The organism is Anaeromonas frigoriresistens (genome assembly GCF_016820655.1).
GTDB classification, from domain to species: domain Bacteria; phylum Bacillota; class Clostridia; order Tissierellales; family SIT17; genus Anaeromonas; species Anaeromonas frigoriresistens.
Genome location: NZ_WSFT01000004.1, coordinates 1 through 14,596 on the forward strand (window position 1 = coordinate 1; position 14,596 = coordinate 14,596).

General features: G+C 30.1%; 13 protein-coding genes. 11 read left to right on the top strand and 2 right to left on the bottom strand.

Annotated elements, in window-relative coordinates:
• The first annotated feature begins 211 nt into the window (after window positions 1-211).
• The 6 genes from GOQ27_RS00080 to GOQ27_RS00105 all read left to right on the top strand — a co-directional run bounded on the left by GOQ27_RS00080 (window position 212) and on the right by GOQ27_RS00105 (window position 7,091).
• Window positions 212-721: a sigma-70 family RNA polymerase sigma factor gene (locus GOQ27_RS00080; protein WP_203364768.1), complete on the top strand. Its 510-nt coding sequence runs from the start codon at window positions 212-214 to the stop codon at window positions 719-721.
• 2 nt (window positions 722-723) lie between these two features.
• Window positions 724-2,154, top strand: a complete 1,431-nt coding sequence (locus tag GOQ27_RS00085; RefSeq protein ID WP_203364769.1) for a DUF4179 domain-containing protein — start codon at window positions 724-726, stop codon at window positions 2,152-2,154.
• 234 nt (window positions 2,155-2,388) lie between these two features.
• Window positions 2,389-2,892: a thioredoxin family protein gene (locus GOQ27_RS00090; protein ID WP_203364770.1), complete on the top strand. Its 504-nt coding sequence runs from the start codon at window positions 2,389-2,391 to the stop codon at window positions 2,890-2,892.
• A gap of 17 nt (window positions 2,893-2,909) precedes the next feature.
• A complete protein-coding gene (locus GOQ27_RS00095; protein WP_203364771.1) occupies window positions 2,910-4,103 on the top strand; it encodes a putative glycoside hydrolase in 1,194 nt (397 codons plus the stop codon).
• 164 nt (window positions 4,104-4,267) lie between these two features.
• Window positions 4,268-6,619 carry a ribonucleoside-triphosphate reductase, adenosylcobalamin-dependent gene (gene nrdJ, locus GOQ27_RS00100; protein WP_203364772.1) on the top strand — a complete coding sequence of 784 codons (2,352 nt, stop codon included), beginning with the start codon at window positions 4,268-4,270 and terminating at the stop codon, window positions 6,617-6,619.
• Window positions 6,620-6,632: 13 nt separating this feature from the next.
• The gene (locus GOQ27_RS00105; protein ID WP_207751234.1) at window positions 6,633-7,091 is read left to right on the top strand and encodes a dCTP deaminase/dUTPase family protein; all 459 of its coding nucleotides are present in this window, start codon (window positions 6,633-6,635) and stop codon (window positions 7,089-7,091) included.
• Between the two features lie 41 nt (window positions 7,092-7,132).
• Here the strand turns inward: GOQ27_RS00105 and rpmA are convergent, their stop codons facing one another.
• Window positions 7,133-7,432 carry a 50S ribosomal protein L27 gene (gene rpmA, locus GOQ27_RS00110; protein WP_203364773.1) on the bottom strand — a complete coding sequence of 100 codons (300 nt, stop codon included), beginning with the start codon at window positions 7,430-7,432 and terminating at the stop codon, window positions 7,133-7,135.
• Window positions 7,433-7,719: 287 nt separating this feature from the next.
• Between rpmA and GOQ27_RS00115 the strand changes: the two genes are divergently transcribed.
• Both GOQ27_RS00115 and GOQ27_RS00120 read left to right on the top strand, forming a co-directional pair.
• On the top strand, window positions 7,720-9,006 hold the full coding sequence (locus GOQ27_RS00115; protein ID WP_350445861.1) for a dicarboxylate/amino acid:cation symporter: 1,287 nt from the start codon (window positions 7,720-7,722) through the stop codon (window positions 9,004-9,006).
• 128 nt (window positions 9,007-9,134) lie between these two features.
• A complete protein-coding gene (locus GOQ27_RS00120) occupies window positions 9,135-9,953 on the top strand; it encodes a CsxC family protein (RefSeq protein ID WP_207751235.1) in 819 nt (272 codons plus the stop codon).
• A 37-nt stretch (window positions 9,954-9,990) separates the two neighbouring features.
• On the opposite strand, the gene hisC is transcribed toward GOQ27_RS00120, so the two are convergent.
• Window positions 9,991-11,082: a histidinol-phosphate transaminase gene (hisC, locus tag GOQ27_RS00125; RefSeq protein ID WP_203364775.1), complete on the bottom strand. Its 1,092-nt coding sequence runs from the start codon at window positions 11,080-11,082 to the stop codon at window positions 9,991-9,993.
• Window positions 11,083-11,312: 230 nt separating this feature from the next.
• Here hisC and fusA point away from each other — a divergent pair, with 230 nt between their 5' ends.
• From fusA to GOQ27_RS00140, 3 genes are all read left to right on the top strand, one after another.
• Window positions 11,313-13,376, top strand: a complete 2,064-nt coding sequence (fusA, locus tag GOQ27_RS00130) for an elongation factor G (protein WP_203364776.1) — start codon at window positions 11,313-11,315, stop codon at window positions 13,374-13,376.
• Between the two features lie 246 nt (window positions 13,377-13,622).
• A complete protein-coding gene (locus GOQ27_RS00135; protein ID WP_203364777.1) occupies window positions 13,623-14,081 on the top strand; it encodes a CtsR family transcriptional regulator in 459 nt (152 codons plus the stop codon).
• A gap of 11 nt (window positions 14,082-14,092) precedes the next feature.
• Entirely contained in the window at window positions 14,093-14,590 is a 498-nt protein-coding gene (locus GOQ27_RS00140; RefSeq protein ID WP_203364778.1) for a UvrB/UvrC motif-containing protein, read from the top strand.
• Window positions 14,591-14,596: the final 6 nt, after the last annotated feature.

Consider the following 14,596-nt stretch of genomic DNA (forward strand, 5'->3'; position numbering starts at 1 on the left):
CCTTCAGCGCTGATGGTACTTGGTGGGAGACTGCCTGGGAGAGTAGGACGTTGCTGGTTTTTTCATGTTTATTTTAAACCACTATATCTATTAATAGATATAGTGGTTTTTTGTTGTGATATATTATATTAGTAATAATTTTTAATGACTTTAAAAAAATTTAAACTATTTTCCATACTTATTAGTCTAATACATGAAAGGGGAGTAGGATATGCAGGATATTTTGGTTAAAAAAGCTAAAAAAGGAGATAAAGACAGTTTCTCTAAAATAATTCAAGAAGTTAAAGATCAAGCCTATAGAGTTGCCTATTGTTATTTACATAATGAAGAAGATAGCATGGATGCAGTTTGTGATGCTATAGAGAAAGCCTATAATAATATAAAGAAATTAAAACATCCAAAGTATTTCAAAACTTGGTTTATAAGAATAGTAATAAATGAATGTAAAAAACAAATTACCCAAAAAAATAGAGTAATCTATGTGGCAGATGAAATATATAAAGAAGATATTAAAGATAACAAGGATGATAAACTAGATATAGAGGCTCTTCTTAAAGAATTACCAGAACTAGAGAGGTCTTTAATATATATGAAGTATTATTTAGGATATACATTACTGGAGATATCTGAGATAGTAAGCTTACCTGAAGGTACAGTTAAAAGTAAAATATATAATAATCTAAAGAAAATGAAAACTAGATTAGAAATAAGGGAGGTTTAGAAATGAAAGAATACGAATTTGAGAAATTAGATGATTTTATAGAAAAATCTAAAAAAGATCAAATAAGAATCCCTAAAGAATTAGATGAGAAAATAGATAGTAGAATTGATCAATTGAAGCCTAAAAAGAAATATAAAAGAAATATTTTAGTATCAGGGTTGTGCTGTGTAATTATATTTTTTGGATTAATAAGATTTAGTGATATAGGTATATATGCTGCAGAGATTTCAATTCTAGAACCTATTGTAGAGTTAATAAGAGGAGATAAAGGGATAGAAAATGCAGTAGAACATGGATATAAAGAAATACCAGCGGTTACGATAGAAGAGGATGGATATATTATAACCTTAGATGATATTTATATGGATGAAGATAGAATTAGCTTTACCTCCATCCTCGAAGGGGTCGCAGTTGATGTGTTAGAGAAAAAATATAAAAATGATAAAGGGATAAGAGGAGTAAGTGATACGTTACCAGATAGGGAAGAAAATTTTACTAATGAAGAAGATAAGTTAAACATTAACCCTAATAGAGATGCTATTCATCTAGAATTTAACTTTACAGATTTTGAAGGATATTCAGTATCATATACTCCAATTAGAGATAAGTTTGTAGGTAGTGAAGTAGAAAATATCTTTAGAAAAATAGGAGAAGTAGAAGAATTTTTAAAAAATAATCCTAAACATTTAAATTTAGATATTAAAATTCAAGTAGGAAAAGAAATAATTAAAGAATTTAAAAATATAAAAATACCTATAAAAAAAGAGAATATAAAACTATCTAAAAAGTATAATCTAAATCATAAGTATGAGTTTGAACAAGGTATTATTAATATTAATAAATTAAATGTAAGTCCTACTAGGATGAGACTAGACTTAAAGTTTAATATGAATGATAAATACTTTATTACAGGTTTTGATAATCCTCATATAAAGGATAGTAAAGGAAACATATATAAACCTGAAGGCTTGACTAGTCTTAGTTCAGGAGCTGACAATATGGTAATGTATTTTGTTCCATCTGTATATTTTGAAAAAACATTAGAAGCATTGTATTTTTGTTTTGATGGAATACGAATAGGTACAGAGGAAGGTAGAAAATTTAGATTATCTTTAGAAGAGGAATATCCTAAGACTATAGAATATATGGGAGAGGAAATATTAATAAAAGAACTTACATGGCAAGATAATGGAAAACTCCATATGATATTTAAATCATCAGAAGAAGTATTAGAAGTTCAAAATATGGGACTATTAAATAACAATGGATATACTGAATGGAGTGACTATATAGAAACTGATGAAAGTGGAAAAGAGATAAAATATACTAATACTGGATTTATAGTAGATAAAAAAGAATATTATGATTTTATTATTGAATTCCCTGGATATCTGATATCTAATAAAGAGAAAATTGAGTTGAAAATTAAATAAAAATTAATTATTAAAGAGGACTTTTGTCCTCTTTAAATTTGGGTATATGAAAGGAAGAGTGTCTAAATTTAATAGATTAAGTTCAATAATTAACTGTATAAACAAGTACTTCTTTCCCACTTAATACAAGTTGTATTTAAAGGGTATATATAATATAATCAGAATTACGGAGTATGATTAAGAAGGTATTTTTTTGATATTAAGAGAATAACCTAAAAGTAAGGGGGGACATGTATGAGTTTATTTGAAATTTTTAATGATGGAATTTCTTTTGAAGAATTTGTTAATAATGATGGAGATACCTACAAAGAAAAAACCATAGAAATATATAAAAGTATAGAATTTAGTGAAGAGTTAATTAATAGAATAAAAAATATAAATAAGAAAATAAATATATTAGCCTGTGCAGAGATATGGTGTCCAGATTGTATGATAAATGTTCCTGTATTAAGAAAGATGAAAGATTATAATGAAAACATAGATATTGCTATAGTACCAAAGGAAGGATATGAAGAGGTTTTTAAAAAACATTCAGTTGCAGGAGGAATTAGAATACCTACATTTGTAATCTATGATGAAGAGTTTAATGAACTAGGTTCTTTTGTGGAATATCCAAAAGAGATTAAAAATATTGTTAATTCAGGAAATCAACCTAAGATTATTGTAGCAAAAAGAAAATATAGAAAAGGTGAATATGCTGAAGAAACTTTAAAGGATATATTAAATATTATTTACTAAAGTAAAGGGGAGGAATAATGAATAACTTAAGAAGAAAACTATTTTCAAGTTCAATAATTATTGGAATGTGTAGTAGCATGTTATTAACCTTCATGCCCAGTATAGTTATAGCTGAAAAAAACAATACCGTTGAAGCAAGAAATAATCATTACTTATCTCAACCTGCTACTGACTGGGGAGTATATAAAATAAAAGAAAAGGTTAAAGCAATTTTTGTAACGGGAAACTCATTTGGACATCCAAGTAAGTATAATGAATTACTAGAAATTGCTCAACAAACAGAGATAAATTCAATGGTAATAGATGTAAAGGATGATGGCGGAGTATTAACTTATGAATCTCAAGTTCCATTAGCCATTGCAGCAGGAGCAAACGATGTTGTTAAAGTTTCTAATACAGAGTTATTTACTGATAGAATGAAAGAAATTATCGATAATGATGTTTATCCTATAGCTAGAATAGTTACATTTAAGGATAAGATAATAGGTTTTGACAGACCGGATTTAGCGATAAAGGATAAAAATGGAGGAATATGGAAAGACAATAAAGGAAATGCTTGGTTAAATCCTTATAATGAAGAATCGTGGGAATATCCAATACAATTAGCAGAAGAAGCAGCCACAATGGGATTCAAAGAAATTCAATTTGATTATGTAAGGTTTCCTACTGATGGAAATAGAGACAACATAGACTATGGACAAGTAGGTAAAGATAAAACCAAAGCTGAAGCTATATCAGGATTCCTTAGTTATGCAAGAGAAAGGTTACATAAAAAAGGAGTTTATGTTTCAGCAGATGTATTTGGTGATATAATTAGTGTTAAGGGAGATTCTACAATAGGTCAACAGTTAGAATCTTTAGGAGAAAATACAGATATCTTAAGTCCAATGGTATATCCTTCTCATTATGGATTAGGTTTTTATGGGGTTAAATATCCCGATACAAAGCCTTATGAAATAGTAAATAGAGCTATGGAGGATGCTGTTAAAAGGTTAAGTGTTATACCAGAAGATCAAAGAGCAACCATTAGACCATGGTTACAAGATTTTTCAGCTCCATGGCTTAAAAAGGCTTATGGTAGCAACTATATTACCTATGGACCTAAAGAGGTAAGAGCGCAAATAAAAGCTACTTATGATGCAGGATTAGAGGAATGGATATTATGGAATGCAGCTAATAGATACACAGAAGGCGCTTTAGAAAAAGAATAAAATTAAGAATAAAATTCTATTGCTAAAGATGTATCAGCATGATAAAATAACTATATATTGAGGGTGAATAAAAAATATACACAAAATATTGTGTATATTTTGTTTTTGTTCCATGATATTGGGTATTATTTATTAGAATCAAACTATGAGGGAGGACTTCATCAATGATAAATGTAATGAAAAGAGATAAATCTTTGGTGCCTTTTAATCCTATTAAGATTAAAAATGCAATCGAAAAAGCAATGACAGAAACAAAAAAAGGTGTAGATAAAAATCTTAGTCACGAGATAACAGAAGCTGTAAAAGAGATATTAGTTAAGAAAGATATGAATGTATATGTAGAAGACATTCAAGATATGGTTGAAGAAGAACTAATGTCTAGTAATAGAAAAGATGTAGCGAGAAGATACATAATATATAGATTCGAGAAAAATAAGAGACGAGCATCTAAGAAAAAAGAAGTTCGTTTATTGTCAGATGAATTTATAAGTAACTATAAACATAAGCCTTCACCAATGAAACAATTAGGAGAGTTCATATATTATAGAACATATTCTAGATGGATACCAGAAGAAGGTAGAAGAGAATATTGGTGGGAAACTGTAAGACGAGCTGTAGAATATAATTGTAGTTTAGTACCTACTACAAGGGAGGAAGCAGAAAAGCTTTTTGATAATATATATAATTTAAGACAGTTTTTATCAGGAAGAACCTTTTGGGTAGGAAATACCCCGGTAGCTAAGCATTATCCAATGGCTAATTATAACTGTTCTTTTCAAGTAATAGATAGCTTTGAAGCCTTTAGAGATTTATTCTATTTATTAATGGTAGGTTCTGGAGTTGGAGTAAGAATTCTTAGAGATGATGTGAAATTACTTCCTAAAGTTAGAACAAATTATGAGCTTATACATGAAGATTATACACCTATAGAGAAACCAGAAAGAGAAGATAGTACCAGTATTGAATTCTTCCATAATGATACTGCTAAAATTACTGTTGGAGATAGTAAAGAAGGATGGGTACAAGGGTTAGACTATTACTTTAAGATAATTTCAAGTAATGAATATAGAAATATTACTACTGTAATTGTAAATTATGATAATGTAAGACCTAAAGGTGAAAAACTTAAAACTTTCGGTGGTACTGCCAGCGGACATTCAAGTCTTAAAAATATGTTCCAAAAGATACATAAAGTTATCATGAAAAATGGTATTATAAATGAAAGTAGAAGGATAAAACTTAGACCAATAGATTGTTTAGATATAGCTAATATTATAGGCGAAAATGTAGTAGTTGGTGGAGTAAGACGTACTGCAGAAATCGTATTAGTTGATGCTGAGGATAAAGAAGCTATTGATGCTAAAACAAATCTATATAAGCAAATAGATGGACAATGGATAGTTGATAAGGATATTATTCATAGACAAATGAGTAATAACTCAATCTATTACAGAGAAAAACCAAGCAGAGAAAGACTACATTGGCAGATAGAAAGAATGAGATACTCAGGAGAACCAGGATGGGTTAATGAAGTAGCAGGTGCTAAGAGAAGACCAAATATGAATGGAGTTAATCCTTGTGGAGAAATACTACTGGACTCTAAAGGTTTATGCAATCTAACTACAATTAATGTATATTCATTTGTAAAGGAAGATGGAACATTAGATTTAGAAGGGTTAAAGAATGCTCAAAGGTTATCTGCTAGAGCAGGATATAGAATGACTTGTGTTGAATTAGAACTACCAAAGTGGAACCAAGTTCAACAGAGAGACAAACTAGTAGGTTGTTCTCTTACTGGGTGGCAAGATATGGTGAATGCTACAGGTATAGATAGAGAAGAGCAAGCTAAAGTATTAAAAGAATTAAGAACTGCTGCTAATGAAGCTGCTAGTGAATATGCTCAAGATATAGGAGAAAATGAACCATTATTAGTTACTACAGTTAAACCCGAGGGAACTTTGAGTCAATTACCTACTGTATCCAGTGGTGTCCATTATTCTCATTCTCCTTATTACATTAGACGAATAAGAATTAATAGTGATGATCCACTAGTTAAAGTATGTGAAGAATTAGAATATCCTATCCACGCTGAAGTAGGGCAAGACTTAGATACATGTACTACAAAAGTTATAGAATTTCCAGTGAAATCTCCAATAGGTAAAACTAAATATGATGTATCAGCTATTGAACAATTAGAAAATTACAAATTATTTATGGAAAATTATGTGGATCATAATTGCTCAATAACTGTACATGTTAGAGAGAATGAATGGGAAAGTGTAGAAGAATGGGTATGGAATAATTGGGATGATGTAGTAGCTCTTTCATTTCTATCATTAGATGATAATTTCTATGAATTATTACCCTATGAAGCTATAGATGAAGAAGAGTATCATAGGAGAGTTGAAGAAATGAAACCTTTTGTACCATCTTTATTAGGAAAATACGAAAAACAGCAAACAGAATTTGATATAGGAGACGAAAGCTGTGACACAGGAGTATGTCCAATAAGATAGTGGAGGAATTATATTGAAAACAAGAGGATTTGAAGTAGTCAAATATGAATATAGAAAACATATAGATAAAAAAATTAATTTACCAGTAAGAGGAAGTAAAGAATCAGCAGGGTATGACTTTTATACCCCTGAAGCATTTACCTTAAAGCCTAATGAGAAGAAGGTAGTATGGACAGATATAAAGGCTTATATGCAAAGGGATGAAGTATTAAAGCTATACATTAGAAGTTCTATTGGTATAAAGAAAGGTTTAATTCTATCTAATGGAACTGGAATAATTGATAAAGACTATTATTCTAATGTTTCTAATGATGGGAATATTGGTATAGCTATAACTAATATTTCAGAAGAAGAAGTGAATATAAATATAAATGAAAGAATTGCTCAGGGAGTCTTCCTAAAGTATCTTGTAGCAGACAATGATACAGCTACAGAAGAAAGATTAGGAGGAATAGGAAGTACTGGTATTTAAAAAGAGGTGGTCAATTTTATTAATTGACCACCTCTTAAATATTAATTAGCTTCTAATAATTCTGATTCAGGATAAACACTAACTTTTTTTCTTTTTTTACCCATTCTCTCAAATTTTACGATTCCATTTGCTACTGCAAATAAGGTATCATCGCCACCTCTTTTAACATTTGTACCGGAATGAATCTTTGTTCCCCTTTGTCTTACTAGTATATTTCCACTTAGAACATATTGTCCATCAGCTCTTTTTACACCTAATCTTTTTGACTCACTATCACGACCATTTTTAGTACTACCACCAGCTTTTTTATGAGCAAAAAGTTGTAAATTCATCAATAACATTAATCAAACCTCCCATCTATCAAATTATATATAAGTAGAGAGTATCATGACATGATAACTCATCCTAAATGATAACTATTATCACTAATCTATATTATACATTTTTTTTGGTATTAAGTCAAAGGAAAAGATTAGAACTACAATAATTAAAGATAATTATAGAAAAAATTAGCATATTAAATATTCAGAAAATTAATTGACAATAGCTATATTTTTGGTATAATAGAGAGTATATATTATTGAATGTTAATATTTTGTAACAATATTATTTTTAAGGGGGAGTGTGTGTGGAAAAGAAAAAAATAAGTCTTACGATCAAAATTCTTATAGGCTTGGGTCTAGGTTTTGCAGCAGGTATTTTACTTTATTTTATACCATCAAGTTTTGTAAGAGATACACTAATAGTAGATGGTTTATTCTACTTAGTAGGACAAATATTCCTAAAGGGCATAAAGATGCTAGTAGTACCTTTAGTATTTATATCATTAGTTAATGGGGCTGCAAATATAGGAGATATAAAGAAGTTAGGTCGTATTGGGGGAAGAACAGTATTATTCTATCTAGTAACTACTGCAGTAGCTATTACTTTAGCATTAGCTATAGCATCAGTGGTTGATCCAGGGCAAGCAGGTAGCTTGGATTTATCATCAGTAGTAGAGAAGGAAGTTAGTATTAATGAATCTGTACCATTAGTGGATGTATTAGTTGATATGGTTCCATCTAATCCTGTATCAGCTATGGCTAATGCTAATATGCTTCAGATTATAGTATTTGCATTATTAGTAGGTGTAGGTTTATCAGCATTAGGTTCAAAGGTAAACCATGTAGTGGATCTATTCTCACAACTAAATGATTTGATGATGAAAATTGTATCATTTATAATGTTAATAGCTCCTTACGGGGTATTTGCCCTGATAGCAAGAACTTTTGCTACTGAGGGATTAGCGGCTATTAGGCCTCTAGCAGCATATTTCTTTACTGTATTTGGAGTATTAATACTTCATGCAGTACTGACATATGGTAGTATATTAAAAGTATTTACTGGATTAAGTCCAATTAGATTCTTTAGAAACTTCGCACCAGCAATGTCAGTTGCATTTTCAACAGCAAGTAGTAGTGGTACTTTACCAGTGACTATAGAAGTTGCAGAAGAAAATCTGGGTGTATCTAAAAGTATAGCATCATTTACATTACCATTAGGAGCTACAATTAACATGGATGGTACTGCAATAATGCAAGGGGTTGCTACAATATTTATTGCCCAAGTATACGGTATTGAATTGACATTTGCACAACTTCTAACAGTTATACTTACTGCTACCTTAGCATCTATAGGTACAGCAGGGGTACCTGGTGTTGGTCTGATAATGCTATCTATGGTATTACAATCAGTAAATATACCGATAGAAGGTATAGGACTTATAATGGGAATAGACAGACTTCTTGATATGACAAGAACAGCTGTAAATATAACTGGAGATGCTGTGTGTACTTTAATAGTATCCAAAAAAGAAGGGGAATTTGATGAAGCAAAGTTCCTTGGTGAAAACAGTTTTAACTTAGCTGCTAAGTAAATATTAAATTTAAACCCTCTTGAATTATGCTATTTAGCTATTATTAGTAACTAATAATTAATAGATGAATAGTATGTATTAGGAAATGGACAGAAGGACATTTTCTATAGATTCAAGGGGGTTATATTGTGTATAAAAATAAAAAAGATGTTTCAATAGTTTATAATAATCATGAACAAAAAAATAATAAATGTGGAAAAACTAAATGTGTAGAGGTTAATGGTATAAGATCTGATACACTTACAGAATGTGATAATAATCCAGTAACAGTGGATGGAATAACAAGAGGAGTAGTAGCTAAAATTCCTGTAGTATTAGCTGAACTGACTCTACAAGTTAATCTAGATTCTATAATAGATCTCCCAGAACCAGCAATAGAAATAAAAGATATAAAGAAAAGAGTAAAGGTAACTCAATGTTTGTTACTTCAAAACACAAATGTATTATTTATAAAGGGATTTATTAGAAAAAATATAGATTATTCTACTAGAGACTGTTCTAATAGTATAGGTATATGTGGAGATTTAAAACATTGTACAGTGGATGTACCTTTTAGCTGTACAACATCATTAACATTTAATGGTACTGCTCCAGCACCGGTTATTAATAACAATAGGCAAGAATTTGAATATTTCAGACAAGAGGATATAAGTGGACCTGGATTTGCTGATAAAGATAAATTATTATCTGGAGATCTTTCGGAATTTAATCAACTTAGTCAAGAGTTCTTCAATGAACTACCTTATTGTGAGTTAATAAGAAGTAGAATAGTAGATTTCAATGAGTATCTAAATAGAAGAAAGCCATATTATGGAGAGGTACCTTTTGAAGAGAAAGAATTTATGGAAATAGAAGAAAAAACAGTTCTTGAACTTACAATCAAGGTTCTTCAAAAAAGACAAGTTGAAATTCCTGCAACAGTTGTAGCCTCTGAATTAGATTGCTAATAATAAAAATAACTAGGCCTTGGCCTAGTTATTTTTATTATTCAGCAGTTTGGAAATTGAGCACTTCTTTTAATAGTTTTATAAATAGTTTGTTTTGTTCCATGGTACCTATAGTTACTCTTATCCAAGTACCAGTAATAGGTCTAATTATCATACCCCTTTTTTGTAACTCCACAAAGATATCATTGCTATCATTTTCGACATTAACAAAAATATGATTAGTTTCAGAAGGTGCATACTCTAAATCCATATCATCAAATTGGGAGTATAGATATTCCTTACCTTCTTTATTGATGTTATAGCAATTTTCTACGAATTCATTATCTTCTAATGCCTCTATTGCTGCTATTTGAGCTATCATATTAACATTAAAAGGACCTCTTATTTTATTAATATTATCTATTATATCTTCTGATGACATAGTATAACCCACTCTTAAAGCGGCTAATCCATACATTTTAGAGAAGGTTCTCATAATTATTAAATTAGAATAATCATCTAATAACTTAATAGATTCTTTGGGATAATTTGGGGAGGTTACATACTCTCTATAAGCTTCATCATAAACTACAACTATATCTTCTGGGACCTTATTAAGAAAGTTTAAAAGTTTATCTTCTGAGAACATTGTTCCTGTGGGGTTATTAGGGTTACACAACCATATTATTTTGGTCTTTTCATTTATCCTATCAAGCATTCCATCTAAGTCATATGTCCAATCCTTTAGTGGAACAACAACAGGTATACCCCCCATCATTTTAGTTGTTGTTATGTATCTTGGAAAAGTAATGTCTGCCATTATAACTTCATCACCATTACTTACAAAGGTTTTTGATATCATATCCACCATTTCATCGGAACCACTACTAGGTAATATTTGAGTTGGTTTTAATTGTAACTTCTGAGCTAATGCTTCTTTTAATAATGTGGCATTGCCATCTGGATAAATAGCTAATGTATCAATGGTTTCTTTTAATTTGTTAATTACCTTTGGTGATGTACCCATTGGATTTTCATTTGAGGCAAGCTTAACTACTTCTGTTAAACCATACTCTCTCTTAACATCTTCAATAGGTTTTCCAGGCTTATATGCCTTCAAATCCTTGATTTCATCTCTAAATCTTACCATTCAAAGATACCCCCTTAAATTTTGTCTACATATACAAAACAATTATATCATAAAATTTTAAATATACAGATATTTATGAATATTTTTACTAGTGGATGGTAAATAATTGTAAAAAGGAATAAAAATCTAAAAAAATCAATATTATAAAGAAGGGAAATAGGATTAAATGTAGAATATTATAAATAATCTGAAAAATCAAAAATCAAACTCTAGTTGAGGGGGAATAGTCTATGAATAACTATAATGCCGATAAAATTAGAAATATAGCTTTTTTGGGTCACCACGGCAGTGGCAAAACTACTTTAACAGAAACGATGTTAATGACTGCAGGTTTAATTAAAAGATGTGGTAAAGTTGAAGATGGAAATACTTTATCCGATTATGATAAGGAAGAGAAATCAAGACAAGTATCTATTTACACTTCTTTAATTCCAATAGAATGGAAAGAGCATAAGTATAATATTTTAGATACACCAGGATATTTTGATTTTGTAGGAGAAGTTCATAGTGCATTAAGAGTAGCAAGAGGAGCCGTAATAGTAGTAGATGCATCATCAGGAATTGAAGTAGGAACAGAGAAAGCTTGGACACTCACTAGAAAGAGAGATATACCTACTATTTTATATATAAACAAGATGGATAAAGAAAATATTAATTATGATAAATTAGTAAATGAATTAAGAGAAAAATTTGGAAAGGCTATAATTCCATTCCACATTCCAATAGGAAAAGAAGGAGATTTTAAAGGCTTTGTTAATATTGTAGATATGAAAGCAAGAATTTATGATGGTAAGACTTGTAAGGATGCTGAGATATGGCCTGAAAAAGAGGTGAAAATGGGCAATTATAGGGATATGCTAATAGAATCTGTAGCAGAAAGTGATGATGAGTTATTAGAGAAATATTTTGAGGGAGAAGAGTTTACAGAGGAAGAGATTCATAAGGCCCTTAGAAATGGTGTTATAGAAGGAAAACTAATACCAGTATTATGTGGTTCTTCAAATCTAAATGTAGGAACTGAAACATTGTTAGATATGATGTGGGATTATCTACCTTCACCAAAAGATTTACAAAAACCCCACGGTATAAACCCTAATACTGAAGAGAAAATAGAAAGAAACATTGAACCAACTGATCCATTTTCTGCAATAATATTTAAGACAATAGCAGATCCATATATAGGGAAAATTTCATTATTTCAAGTAAGATCTGGAGTTATTAGAAAAGAAGATGAAGTATACAATCCTAATACCGATGAGATGGAAAGAATAGGGCATTTATTCCTATTGAGAGGTAAGGAACAAATAGAAGTAAATGAATTACAAGCAGGAGATATTGGTGCAGTTTCAAAGCTTAATAATACTCATACAGGAGATACATTATGTGATAAAAATAATCCTATTAAATATAGACCGATTCCATTCCCAGAGCCGACTCTATTCATGGCTGGAAAACCTGTTACTAAGAATGATGAGGAAAAAATTGGCCCAGCATTACACAAATTGTTAGATGAAGATAAAACCTTTAGTGTTACAAGAAATAACGAGACTAAGGAACTTTTAATAGGTGGTCAGGGAATCACTCAGTTAGATGTAATAAAGACTAAACTTAAAAATGTTTTTGGAGTAAATATAGATTTGTCAGATCCAAAGATAGCTTATAGAGAAACTATAAAGGGGGATTGCACTGTACAAGGGAAACATAAAAAGCAATCCGGTGGAGCAGGACAATATGGCGATGTTATCATTAAATTTGAATCTTCAACTGATGAATTTGAGTTTAAAGAAGAAGTTTTTGGAGGTTCAGTTCCAAGACAATATATTCCTGCAGTTGAGAAAGGATTAAGAGAGGCTATATCTAAAGGAGTATTAGCAGGATATCCAGTTGTAAACTTAAGGGCTACTTTATTAGATGGTTCTTATCATCCAGTAGACTCTAGTGAAATGGCATTTAAAATAGCTGCATCACTAGCCTTTAAAAAAGGACTAAAAGAAGCTAAACCTGTGCTATTAGAACCTATTATGAAAGTAGAAATAACAATACCCGATGAATATATGGGAGACATAATGGGAGATATGAATAAAAGAAGAGGTAGGATACTAGGTATGGAACCTCAACAAGATGGAACTCAATTGGTAATAGCAGAAGCACCTCAATCAGAAATGTTTAAATATACAATTGATTTAAAATCAATGACTCAAGCAAGAGGAAGTTTTGTGATGGAGTTTGCTAGATATGAAGAAGTACCATCTAACCTAAGTGAAAAGATAATAGCAAATGCAGTAAATGCATAACTGTTTAAAAAACTCACTATGTCTGACATAGTGAGTTTTTAGTTATATAAAATTCTAAGAAAATAAAGGTAAATAATAGATATATTAAGAAAAATAAAGATAAATTAAAATCGCGATATTATTTAGGAAAATATGGGTATAATTTATAAAGTACATTAGTTGAAAAAAATAAACGAGATAGTATAATAATATTAAAGGTCAAACAAAGTCAAAGTCGAATTAAACAGATGTATAAAGGATGATTCTATGACAATAGTTAGTGATACGATAGAAAAATTCATTCTATCACTTATGAATAAGGATGAAAAAGATATTTTAGAAATACAACGGAATGAATTAGCTGAGTACTTTAATTGTGCTCCATCCCAGATAAACTATGTATTAGCTACAAGGTTTACTCCTGATAAAGGGTATTTTATTCAGAGTAAAAGAGGTGGAGGCGGGTATATAAAAATAATAAGAGTTAATATAAAGGAAAACAAAGATATTAGAGAAATACTTATAAATAGCATAGGAAACTCAATAACCAAACAAAAAGCATATACAATAATAGATAACTTAAAAGAAAAGGGATTTATCACAAAAAGAGAAAGTTTAATTATGAAAAATGCTATAGGAGATAGAGCTTTATCTATTGTAAATGGATATAAAAACAATTTAAGAGCTACAATAATTAAAGATATGTTGATCGCTTTAATTGGATAGGAGGGAAATTTATGATATGTGAGAGGTGTGGACATAATCCAGCCAATATTCATTTTACAGAAATTATAAATGGGAACAAAAAGGAGGTTCATTTATGTGATAAGTGTGCCCAAGAGAAAGAAGTAGGTTCTCCTTTTTCAATCCATCATTTATTAGCTGGCCTTTTAGATAATCAAATAGATGGAAAAATGAAGATAGATTATGTAGAGCCAAAAAAATGTAAAGTCTGTGGCATGACCTATGGAAAATTTAAGGAAACTGGAAAATTTGGATGCAGTGAATGCTACTCGTCTTTTCAGGAAAGATTGAATCCACTATTTAAGAGGATACATGGACATGACAATCATACGGGGAAAATTCCTAGCAGAGCAGGTAAATCTATGAAGATAAAGAAAGATATTAAAAAACTTAAACTGGATCTAGAAAAAGCTATAGAAAAAGAAGAATTTGAAAGAGCTGCAGAATTAAGGGATGAAATCAAGAATCTTAAGGAATCTATTAAAGATTGAAAGAGG

Excerpts from the sequence above, each read along its gene's own strand:
- rpmA (WP_203364773.1), bottom strand. The coding sequence starts at position 7,432 with ATGTTATTGATGAATTTACAACTTTTTGCTCATAAAAAAGCTGGTGGT.
- fusA (WP_203364776.1), top strand. The coding sequence starts at position 11,313 with ATGAATAACTATAATGCCGATAAAATTAGAAATATAGCTTTTTTGGGT.
- GOQ27_RS00090 (WP_203364770.1), top strand. The coding sequence starts at position 2,389 with ATGAGTTTATTTGAAATTTTTAATGATGGAATTTCTTTTGAAGAATTT.
- nrdJ (WP_203364772.1), top strand. The coding sequence starts at position 4,268 with ATGATAAATGTAATGAAAAGAGATAAATCTTTGGTGCCTTTTAATCCT.
- GOQ27_RS00080 (WP_203364768.1), top strand. The coding sequence starts at position 212 with ATGCAGGATATTTTGGTTAAAAAAGCTAAAAAAGGAGATAAAGACAGT.
- GOQ27_RS00085 (WP_203364769.1), top strand. The coding sequence starts at position 724 with ATGAAAGAATACGAATTTGAGAAATTAGATGATTTTATAGAAAAATCT.
- GOQ27_RS00140 (WP_203364778.1), top strand. The coding sequence starts at position 14,093 with ATGATATGTGAGAGGTGTGGACATAATCCAGCCAATATTCATTTTACA.
- GOQ27_RS00135 (WP_203364777.1), top strand. The coding sequence starts at position 13,623 with ATGACAATAGTTAGTGATACGATAGAAAAATTCATTCTATCACTTATG.
- hisC (WP_203364775.1), bottom strand. The coding sequence starts at position 11,082 with ATGGTAAGATTTAGAGATGAAATCAAGGATTTGAAGGCATATAAGCCT.
- GOQ27_RS00095 (WP_203364771.1), top strand. The coding sequence starts at position 2,910 with ATGAATAACTTAAGAAGAAAACTATTTTCAAGTTCAATAATTATTGGA.